This is a genomic window from Evansella tamaricis (genome assembly GCF_019042215.1).
Classification (GTDB): Bacteria; Bacillota; Bacilli; order Bacillales; family Salisediminibacteriaceae; genus Evansella; species Evansella tamaricis.
This window is the reverse complement of the sequence record NZ_JAHQCS010000188.1, coordinates 1-9,880: the sequence shown is the minus strand read 5'-3', so window position 1 is coordinate 9,880 and position 9,880 is coordinate 1. Positions and strand designations below refer to the sequence as shown.

The following is a 9,880-nucleotide window of genomic DNA, read 5'->3' as shown; positions in this document are numbered from 1 at the left end:
GGTTGGGGTAAAGTTACAGGGGATTTCAACGCAGGCGGATATTTAAACGGTGTCGTGGCAAACGAAGCAGTAATGACACAGTACCCAACGTATCATGCATTTATCGAAAACTTCGCACTTCCTAACGCCGGAGTATTCAGCTTTATGGTAGCGTGGGGCGAGCTTTTAGTAGGAATTGGATTAATACTTGGAGTTCTAACAACAGCGGCGGCATTTTTCGGAATCATGATGAACTTCGCGTTCATGTTCGCAGGCACAATCTCTTCTAACCCATGGATGATCCTTTTGACCGTATTTATCCTTGCTGCTGGATACAACGCAGGCCGAATCGGTGGCGACCGTTGGGTAATGCCTTACATTAAAGCAACGGTGTTCAAAGGAAAATTCGCAAAAATAGCAGGCCAAGGGGCATAATCGGGACCAACTAAATAGGTGGACCATGGATTGATTAGAATACGTTTGAAAAATCACGTTTGCAGGCCCACGAACCTTAACTAAGGCAACACGGATTTACAACATAAATCACCTAAGATTCACAGATAACAACAAGACAACAAATCAACATGAATCAAGAACAACCATCAAGAACAAGCATCAAGAACAAGCACCATGGAACGAAGAACAACCATCAGGAACAGACATCAAGAAAAAGCACTCAGAACCAAGTACCATGCATCAAGAATCACACATCATGATAAACAGCATGACTCCTTGCCAACCGTGATAGAAGATCATGATGTAAAAAGCACCAAAGACGTACGAAAACACCTTAGAACTAGGCAGAAAAAACACCAAGATACAACAGCGTGATAACTAGAAAAACAGACGATCATCCAAGAACAAGCCAAAACACCTTAGAACAACAAATGATACAGCATAAACTGTATCAAAAAACAGAACCATACCGAGAAAAGCGTTTCTGTCATCAGAAGATGACGGGACGCTTTTTTCCCCTTCATCGGACCCCCATCCAAAAAACCTTCATAAAAACAAAACCTCATTAGATTGAATCCCGTCATTAGAAGAAACAGAACCGTTTTTTTCCAAAAAACATCTCAACATCCTTGGCGCTGAGGAAAAATGGGAGACCGTCAGTCAATACAATGTCAAAACAAGCAAATGGTGTGATCTTGGCATCAGGCCAGTGCAGGAGGGTGTTAAAACCAGGTTCCTGTTTATAAATCAAAAAGTGAGGTGAGCTGAATCATGAGCAACAAAACCTACTGGCTCATTGGAATGGTGTTCTTCATAATCTTGGCAATACCAGTTGGATATATATATTTGTTAAATAACGGAAATCCATATACAAAATACTTGGTGGAGAAAAATGTTCCCGTTTATTTAGAGCAGCAAGGCTATTCCACAGAGGAAATCATGGAGGCACGCTACGTGGAGCCGAAATATTTAATTAATCGCAATTTCCACCATGGCCATTACATGGTAAAATTTGTAGATGAGCCTGATACGACCTATTACTACGGCATTATGAAAAAAGGTACGGACGTCGTACAGTTTTGCGAAAAGGACCTCCTTACTGGAGGTGGTGTGACCCATACGATCACAATAACCGAAACGATTCATAGTGAGGAAAACTGCGTATACTCATTGGAGAATAGATAGGTAGGATTGGGGAGGTAACTGGCACTAACCGTTAAAAGGGAAGTTTCCTTTAGCGAAAATTAACATTAGAGAGTAAAAGAGTCTTAAAAAAATATAATGGCAGCCTGCAGTGATATCGAGGAGGTAGAAATGGAAAAAAAACAGTTTATCAGTTTTGCAGTAGTTATCCTTATTGTAATTGCGGTCTCCGTATTTTTCAAAGAGCCGTCCCTAGAAGATGGGCTGGAGGAATCGCTTGAAACGGAGCCGGAACAGGAACAGGAAGAAGCGGAGGACGACCGTGATGCTCCCGAGGATGAATTGACTGCGTTAAAAAGAGAGTTGCAGGATCTAAACTTGAAATATTTAAACTTGGAAGGGGAAAAAAGGTCTCTTGAACAGGAGCTAGAGTGGGTGACCGGCAATATAAAAGAGTTAGAGTTTTTTATTGTCAGGCAAGGGCTATTGGAGGACTTGTACCAGGAGATGTATTCCTACGAAATAGACGTTCTTTATCAGGGAAATAAGGAGGATGGGTATGTACTGTTGTATCAGGGGCCATATGAAGATGTATGGTTGAGTGTTGCGAAAGATCGTGAAGAGAGAGCATCGCTTTCACTCAGGGAAGGGGAACGGGAGATAGAATCCATCACGGTGGAGACAGGCCGAACGGAAAGCGGATTCTTGTTTGGTGGTTACATCTTGGATGAGTCGATTGTGGCAGTTCAGGTGAACCGTGACGGTTTATTACATGACGGGGAAATAGTCCAGATGGAAGATAATCAGAGACTTTGGTATAGTCTTTTCGCTCATGGGTGGAATGAATCTGACGATGGACAGGACGAAGATGCAGAGAATAACATCATTACCATTCAGGCGCTAAATCAGAACGGGGATGTGGTTTGGGAGATGTCCTTAAATCCAGCAAATGTAGGACCATATTACGGGCAGGCTTTCCCGAGGGAAACGACTGATATGATATCGGCCCACATCTAACGACAGGAAACGACAGGTGACAGGCACCTCCCGTTTTTTTGTCAGGCACCACCGTCAATCGATGAAATTCTATCACAGGCGGGTAAGGCACCTCCCGTTCTAGCTGATTGTGTTATGCGGCTGAATGTGCCGGCGCAGTTGTTTTTGAGAAGGAGCTGGAGCAAGTTGTGCCCGAACGAGCGGGTGGAGGAGGATTTCGGTCAGAAGCTGGAGCAAGTTGTGCCCGAACGGAGAGGCCGAGATGGGATTCGGTAAGAAGTTGGAGCAAGTTGTTCCCGAACGGGGAGGCCGAGAAGGATTTCGGTCAGAAGCTGGAGCAAGTTGTTCCCGAACGGGGAGGCCGAGAAGGATTTCGGTCAGAAGTTGGAGCAACTTGTTCCCGAACGAGAAGGCCGAGAAGTGTTTCGGTCAGAAGTTGGAGCAAGTTGTTCCCGAACGAGCGGGTGGAGAAGGGTTTCGGTTAGAAGTTGGAGCAAGTTGTACCCGAACGAGCGGGTGGAGAAGGGTTTCGGTCAGAAGCTGGAGCAAGTTGTGCCCGAACGGGGAGGCTGAGAAGGGTTTCGGTCAGAAGCTGGAGCAAGTTGTGCCCGAACGGGGAGGCTGAGAAGGATTTCGGTCAGAAGCTGGAGCAAGTTGTTCCCGAACGGGGAGGCCGAGAAGTGATTCGGTCAGAAGCTGGAGCAACTTGTTCCCGAACGGGGAGGCCGAGAAGGATTTCGGTCGGAAGTTGGAGCAACTTGTTCCCGAACGAGAAGGCCGAGAAGGATTTCGGTCGGAAGTTGGAGCAACTTGTTCCCGAACGAGGAGGCCGAAAAGGAATTCGGTCAGAAGCTGGAGCAAGTTGTTCCCGAACGGGGAGGCCGAGAAGGATTTCGGTCAGAAGTTGGAGCAACTTGTTCCCGAACGAGAAGGTCGAGAAGTGATTCGGTCAGAAGCAGGAGCAAGTTGTTCCCGAACGGGGAGGCCGAGATGGATTTCGGTCAGAAGTTGGAGCAACTTGTTCCCGAACGAGAAGGCCGAGAAGGATTTCGGTCGGAAGTTGGAGCAAGTTGTTCCCGAACGCAGAGGACGAGAAGTGTTTCGGTCAGAAGCTGGAGCAAGTTGTGCCCGAACGGGGAGGCTGAGAAGGATTTCGGTCAGAAGCTGGAGCAAGTTGTTCCCGAAACAGAGAGGGAATAGATATTGCCGTCATCACCGCATCATTCTCCTAAAGATGAAACTACCACCACCCACGCCTCAATATAACACTTCATTCAAAAACACAAATTTGTTATTAAAAGGAATAAAGATAATCCCGAAAAAAAGGTAAGACGACTATAATAACTTCAATATCTTCCTTACAATAACTTCTTTCCTCACCTCAATTAAATTCAATACCATCAGATTTTTCTCCCCAAAAAACAATCCCTAAACTAGACTTCAACAAGTGGTAGACAGCCACTTCCCAACAGGAAATATAAAATGAATCCCTACATCAGATTATGTCGAATTATAACGCTTGATTTTTAGAGTAAATACTCTAAAATATAGTTATGGGTAAATTAGAGTAATTACTCTAAAGCCATTTGGCGTAATGATTGGAAAGTTACTAAGGTCAGTGAACCACACAAACAAAAAAATTACTCATGCCGGACAAAAAGAAAACACAAAGAAATGGAGGTCCGTACGTACAGCCATGAAGACAAAAACAAAGGATAAAATTACGGAAACAGCTATTGAGTTATTTAATGAACATGGTACAAGCCAAGTTTCCACTAACCACATTGCAGAAAAAATGGGGATAAGTACAGGAAATCTCTATTACCATTTCAAAAACAAAGAAGAAATAATCCGTGAGATATTAGAGTGGATGATAACCGATTGGGGTCAGCTATGGTCGAATTTCCTAGAAGACGAAGTAACCATTCCAGAAAACACAGGAACAGAAACCAGCAAAATAAACCAAACTCTTGAAACAGTCGAAACTGCCCAAACTGCCCAAAATACCCAAACTATTAATAATACCGAAACCGCCAAAACCAACAAACATACCGAAACCGCCAAACTCACTGAAACCAACAAAGTCGCCAAAACCGTTAAACATGCCGAAACTGCCAAAATTACTCAAACGTCACCAACGACTCAAACGTCACAAACGACTCAAACCAACCAAACCAACTTGGATATCCTCCAGAGCCTCCTTCGAATGAACTTCCAGTTGGAGTGGAAATACCGTTTTTTTTACCGAGAACACCTCGTCCTGCTGAAGCACAACTCCCAACTGGAGGAACGACACCATGCCATTCAGCAAACAAGACTCCAACAGCAGAAAGGGATGATCGACCAATTCGTAAACCTGGGAATTATTCGAAAACCAGATACACATGGCGATACAGAAGCGCTCCTTAAAATCAGCTGGATTATCAGTAACTATTGGCTATCATTTCTGGAATCAGGAGGCGAAGAAATTACGGAAGCGAGCATGGATCAAGGCTTTCAACTCCTAATGACCGTGATTCGCCCCTACCTGAACGACAATTATAAATGAGAAACATAAGGAGGAAAAAACCAAATGACCTATGAAAAACAGCATCCAAACCAACACACCAATACCCCCATGACACGACGATCATTTATCAAAAAATCAGCAGCAGCAATACTTATCCTTAGCCTAGGAGGTACCACATGGCGTGCCATAGAACAAGGAGTTTTCAGTACTGGGCAAGGACCGGCCTATGAACCATGGAACATCGCAGCACAAACGGACCTCAAAGGCCCCATGCCCCTGATCCGTGACGCCATATTAGCATCCAATCCCCACAATAGCCAACCATGGCTGTTCAAAATAACAGAAAATCAAATCGACGTTTTCGCCGACAAAGCACGGAACATCGGCGCCATCGATCCCTACCACCGGGAGATGTATATGGGCCTAGGGTGCGCAATCGAAAACATCATGCTTTCCGCCCCCGCCCACGGATACCAATCCCAAATACACTACATGCCGAATCCAGCCGACCCAACAGCCATTGCCAAGATCACTTTGGGAAAAACCACATCCCGTGATTCCCAACTATATCGCGCCATCCCGTACCGACACACTCATCGAGGGGAATATGATACAACAAAGGAAATCTCATCAACCATGATGAAAGAGATGGAAACCCTTTGCTCAGAGGAACGCAAAGTAAGACTATCATGGTTCACAAGTTTAGAGGATAAAAAACAAGTGGGAGAACTAATCATAAAAGCCACGGAAGCGATTATTTCCGATAAAGAAATGAGTGACTCAAGTAATAAGTGGTTTAAGGAAGATTGGAAGGAAATCCAGGAAAGCCGTGATGGGATTACGTTAGATGCTCAAGGTGAACCTTTTTTGATCAGAGCGGCTGGTAAAATGTTGCCACCATTATCCAACAAACAAAATGATGATTTTTGGCTAGAGGCCACTAAGACAAAACACATTCCCACCGCAACGGCGTTTGGTCTACTTGCTGTCCGAGATCCGATGGACAATGAACAACGGGCTAGGGCCGGAAGAGTTTGGCAGAGGTTGCATCTATTCGGAGCTAGCCAGGGACTAGGCATGCACCCCCTAAATCAAGTAAATGAGATGACAGACAGGGAAAAAATAATTGGGGCCGTTCCATACTTCGGGGAGGAACTGCAAAAATTAACCGGTGACAATGACTGGGAAGGATTGTTTATCTTCCGTATGGGATACCCACTGAACGAAACATACCCAAGCCCAAGAAGACCAATCGAAGATGTCCTCCTCTAAATGAATCCCACTTCATTACATTAGATGCCAGGATACGTTCGTCTCTAAAAGGGTTTCGGTAAGAAGTTGTCTCAAGTTGTGCCCAACGAGGAAGCACGAAGTCGGTTCGGTCGCAATAAGTACATCCTCAATTTTTCATGCAAATCTTTGAGCTGCATTTTTAAAATAGACCTTGTTGTTTTCCAAAAAAGATTCAAAATAGTGAATCGAAAAGTATTCTCAAACGTCAATATATCTATAAGACTTGCCTAAACGGCAAACGTCAATGTTATAAGAGCAATCAATCGAATAATAAAGTTTGTCGCAAGAAAAGGGGAGAATCGGTGAGACACATTACTATTAGTAAACTTGGATTTCTTTTGACGAGTACGGTACTCCTGCTCCTCACTAGCGTTGCCTGTACTGGTGATCAATTTAGCGGCAGCGACCAGGATCAGGGTGAAGCGGGAAACAAAGTCACCGTAACGGATGAGATGAATGAACTTATATCCAAATATATCGTTGAGTATTACGAGGATAAGTTTTTCCCAACCGAAAAGCAGTTTGAAGCGCATCATGTTTATGGAGCGGCTGTTATTGATGATACCGTTGAAGTGTATATGAAATCCCTTTATCTGGGATTTAACCGCGCGACAGGAGAGGAGGCTCAGTCGGGTCGGTCTGGGCCGCTACTTATCAAACTCAAAGAGGATAACGGTTCTTACACGTTCGACGGATTGCGGGAGCCCATGGATGGATCCTATTACTTGGAATCCATAAAGGAAATGTTCCCGCGGGAGTATGCTGACCAAGCGATTCACGATGAGGGTGAGCAAGATCAACTGGAGGATGAGATTCTGAAAAAAATAGCGGCATGGTTAGAAGAAAGTGAGACATAATCCAATTTCAGTTGTTCATATGGAGGGGTTGATGGCTTATGTTAGGTGGCGAAAAAAAGGGTCGTGTATTATTGATCGTAATTGTCAGTCTATTAATCTTATATTTAATTGTGGGATTTTTTCTGGCTCCCAGTTTTGAATCGTTATTGGCAAGTATCGTTGGAATAGTGATTTGGTGGTTCATGTACGAAGGTTATATGTGGGCAAAAGTGATAACAATCGTTATATTGTCTCTGGAAGTAGTAATGGGAATCGTCGTGATGATTAATTTCCAAATGCCTTTAGGGGAGATCATTTGGACGATCATTGTATTAGGCTCGTATGTAATTTTCATCTATTTGCTGATCACCTCAAAGAGCATCTCCGATTTTATGTATAGCCAACAGAACGGGTAAAAATCTAAATCGGGAGGTGACAGGCACTTGTCGAATTCGACAAGTGCCTGTCACCTCCCGAAATTTTTTTGAACTTTTCTTCTTTCCCGTATGTATAGTTAGTAAATAGAACTGGGGGAGGGTGTTGCGAATGGGTACAGGATTTATAGTATCGCTCGTGGTCGCGGCCATAGTGATTATCATCATCATCAGTATTGCCATTCCGATGGACCGGAAATATGTCGTCCGGGAGTATGGTAGAATTAACTATAAGAAAACAAAACTTTACCTGAGATGGAATGTGTTTGATACGATGACACTGTGTTTAGCCATCTATTCGATGATTTGTGTCCAGGTGCTGAACTTTTTGATCACCTCCGGACTAACCGTGGAGAATGTATATGTCCAATTTTTTACAAATCAGGCGCAAGCCTTTACGGTCGTATCGTTTATTTATTTGATTCAAAGAATTGCAATGACGTTAAAAACAATTAAAGAGCGCTGGGGAGAGGAAATTGGCTAGAGAGAGACGGGAAGAGGAATTGATGACCGCGTATCAGGCTGGGGATCGTGATGCACTGGATGCCATTTACTGGCTGATGAAGGATTCCTTGTATTCCTTCCTTTACCGGTATACGAGGGACGAACAGCTCAGCATTGATATTGTTCAAGATACGTTTGTGAAATTGCAGCAGCATAAACATCAGTACGACCCGGCGATGGGAAAACTGAAGCCGTATCTGTTTCAAATCGCCTACCGGCTGATGGTGAATAAACTGAACAGGAGAAAAAAGCTGAAGTCGTTTTTCCCATCTCTTGTTCCTATTACCAAAACTAGTATTGATATGGCTGACCGTATGACAATCCGCGAAGCCATTGGGAAGCTCCCCCCGAAACAGCGTGCGATCATCCTCCTCTATTACTACCACGATTTGCCACAGGAAGAGATTGCCGTCATTTTAGAGATTCCACTCGGCACTGTCAAATCACGTTTGCATCACGGGATTCATCGGCTAAAAGCACTATTAGGAGGGGATTTCCTTGAAGCATAAACAACAGGATCCATTGGAAAAAGAAAGATTCCTGCGTTCTAAGCTAGACGAATATCATGTAGATGTACCGGATTTCCCCATGAAATCTGAGAAAACAAAAGGGGATCGTCTCATCGCATTTTTGGCCTCTCCAACCGAGAATCCACTAGAGAAACTGATCCTGACGGTGAACGGTGTTACCATGTTAAAACTGGCGCCAATCGGTCTAGTTATGGGACTGACCATATTACAGTTCCTCATTTTCTTTTAACCAAACATACGAAGGGGTGCCTCATCATGGTAAAGGATCTGATTTCTTCCTTCCTGATGACGGGCACCCTTTTTTTCTCGTGAAAGTATCTTTTGTGAAAGCATCTGTTGTAAACAATAGCGATTACTGATTTTGTGCTTCGAGATAGGTTGTTAGGAGGTCGATGTTCTCCTTGTTTTTTCCATAGTCGATGATGGTGGTGGGAACGGCGGGCCTGCTCTGAATGCGGGCGATGGTAGGTGCTTCGCCATTCGTACTGTTTTTGCCCCGATATAGCTTAATTTCAATCGTATCGCCCCATGTCCGGATGTTTATTTTTGTTTTGGCCCGTAGGAGGCCTTCAGTAGGGTCAATAAGTGTCAGTTTTGCCCCATGGATGGTACTGATGGACTTTTGACAAAGTTCAAACGTTTTGTCATAAGGGAGGTTGAGGTGAATATTTCTTTCCTGTTTTACGGAAGGGGTGTCCCATTTATTGAAGGAATAATTGATAGTTATTAATCCCGCGGTCAGAACTCCCCAGAAGGCAATGGTGATTAGGATTGTGATTGTGAAGTCTTGGAAAACTAGGGAAATGCCTGCCCCCAAGGGAATGGCAGTGAGTAGGGAAAGGAAGATTAATTTTTTCATAGATTCATTACCTCCAGTTGAAACTAGGATACCATAAAAATAGAAAAAAGAAAGTACGAGATTGGTACAGTAATTGATCCGTTCTGGGGTTTTAAACAATCTTGCGGCACTTCGGCCGGAGCTCGTTCGGTCAGAAGAAGGGACGAGTAGTGCCCGAACGTCAGCTGGGTCGTTCTGTTCGGTCAGAAGAAGCGGCGACTTGTACCCGAACGGCAAACGGGGCGGCCTGTTCGGTTAGAAGAAGGGGCGTTAATGTACTCATCTCTTTCCTGTTCCATCCTAGCATTCAATACCAAAGCCAAAGCTGCTTTTATATGGGATTCAAGTGGGCTCTTCTCAAC

General features: G+C 44.2%; 13 protein-coding genes. 12 read left to right on the top strand and 1 reads right to left on the bottom strand.

Going from position 1 to position 9,880, the window contains the following annotated elements:
* The 12 genes from KS419_RS24535 to KS419_RS24480 form a co-directional block, all read left to right on the top strand.
* Nucleotides 1–414, top strand: a 414-nt coding sequence (locus KS419_RS24535; RefSeq protein WP_217069742.1) for a DoxX family protein, incomplete at its 5' end; no start/stop codon positions are given.
* A 792-nt stretch (nt 415–1,206) separates the two neighbouring features.
* Nucleotides 1,207–1,620 carry a DUF3139 domain-containing protein gene (locus KS419_RS24530; RefSeq protein ID WP_217069741.1) on the top strand — a complete coding sequence of 138 codons (414 nt, stop codon included), beginning with the start codon at nt 1,207–1,209 and terminating at the stop codon, nt 1,618–1,620.
* Between the two features lie 129 nt (nt 1,621–1,749).
* On the top strand, nt 1,750–2,595 hold the full coding sequence (locus KS419_RS24525) for a hypothetical protein (RefSeq protein ID WP_217069740.1): 846 nt from the start codon (nt 1,750–1,752) through the stop codon (nt 2,593–2,595).
* Between the two features lie 167 nt (nt 2,596–2,762).
* Nucleotides 2,763–3,059: a hypothetical protein gene (locus KS419_RS24520; RefSeq protein ID WP_217069739.1), complete on the top strand. Its 297-nt coding sequence runs from the start codon at nt 2,763–2,765 to the stop codon at nt 3,057–3,059.
* A gap of 325 nt (nt 3,060–3,384) precedes the next feature.
* The gene (locus KS419_RS24515; RefSeq protein ID WP_217069738.1) at nt 3,385–3,774 is read left to right on the top strand and encodes a hypothetical protein; all 390 of its coding nucleotides are present in this window, start codon (nt 3,385–3,387) and stop codon (nt 3,772–3,774) included.
* Between the two features lie 418 nt (nt 3,775–4,192).
* Nucleotides 4,193–5,122: a TetR/AcrR family transcriptional regulator gene (locus tag KS419_RS24510; protein ID WP_217069737.1), complete on the top strand. Its 930-nt coding sequence runs from the start codon at nt 4,193–4,195 to the stop codon at nt 5,120–5,122.
* Between the two features lie 24 nt (nt 5,123–5,146).
* Nucleotides 5,147–6,355 (top strand): Acg family FMN-binding oxidoreductase, encoded by a 1,209-nt coding sequence (locus KS419_RS24505; protein ID WP_217069736.1) that lies wholly within the window; start codon nt 5,147–5,149, stop codon nt 6,353–6,355.
* A 323-nt stretch (nt 6,356–6,678) separates the two neighbouring features.
* Entirely contained in the window at nt 6,679–7,233 is a 555-nt protein-coding gene (locus KS419_RS24500) for a hypothetical protein (RefSeq protein ID WP_217069735.1), read from the top strand.
* Between the two features lie 38 nt (nt 7,234–7,271).
* Nucleotides 7,272–7,628: a hypothetical protein gene (locus KS419_RS24495; RefSeq protein WP_217069734.1), complete on the top strand. Its 357-nt coding sequence runs from the start codon at nt 7,272–7,274 to the stop codon at nt 7,626–7,628.
* A gap of 130 nt (nt 7,629–7,758) precedes the next feature.
* Nucleotides 7,759–8,130 (top strand): group-specific protein, encoded by a 372-nt coding sequence (locus KS419_RS24490; RefSeq protein WP_217069733.1) that lies wholly within the window; start codon nt 7,759–7,761, stop codon nt 8,128–8,130.
* Nucleotides 8,123–8,659, top strand: coding sequence for an RNA polymerase sigma factor (locus tag KS419_RS24485; RefSeq protein ID WP_217069732.1), 537 nt, complete (start codon nt 8,123–8,125; stop codon nt 8,657–8,659). The genes KS419_RS24490 and KS419_RS24485 overlap by 8 nt, the downstream gene beginning before the upstream one ends.
* The gene (locus KS419_RS24480; protein ID WP_217069731.1) at nt 8,649–8,909 is read left to right on the top strand and encodes a hypothetical protein; all 261 of its coding nucleotides are present in this window, start codon (nt 8,649–8,651) and stop codon (nt 8,907–8,909) included. Before KS419_RS24485 ends, KS419_RS24480 begins: the two co-directional genes overlap by 11 nt.
* A 123-nt stretch (nt 8,910–9,032) precedes the next feature.
* Here KS419_RS24480 and KS419_RS24475 read toward each other — a convergent pair whose 3' ends face one another.
* Nucleotides 9,033–9,539, bottom strand: coding sequence for a hypothetical protein (locus KS419_RS24475; protein WP_217069730.1), 507 nt, complete (start codon nt 9,537–9,539; stop codon nt 9,033–9,035).
* Between the last annotated feature and the right edge of the window lie 341 nt (nt 9,540–9,880).

Excerpts from the sequence above, each read along its gene's own strand:
- KS419_RS24530 (WP_217069741.1), top strand. The coding sequence starts at position 1,207 with ATGAGCAACAAAACCTACTGGCTCATTGGAATGGTGTTCTTCATAATC.
- KS419_RS24525 (WP_217069740.1), top strand. The coding sequence starts at position 1,750 with ATGGAAAAAAAACAGTTTATCAGTTTTGCAGTAGTTATCCTTATTGTA.
- KS419_RS24505 (WP_217069736.1), top strand. The coding sequence starts at position 5,147 with ATGACCTATGAAAAACAGCATCCAAACCAACACACCAATACCCCCATG.
- KS419_RS24495 (WP_217069734.1), top strand. The coding sequence starts at position 7,272 with ATGTTAGGTGGCGAAAAAAAGGGTCGTGTATTATTGATCGTAATTGTC.
- KS419_RS24490 (WP_217069733.1), top strand. The coding sequence starts at position 7,759 with ATGGGTACAGGATTTATAGTATCGCTCGTGGTCGCGGCCATAGTGATT.
- KS419_RS24475 (WP_217069730.1), bottom strand. The coding sequence starts at position 9,539 with ATGAAAAAATTAATCTTCCTTTCCCTACTCACTGCCATTCCCTTGGGG.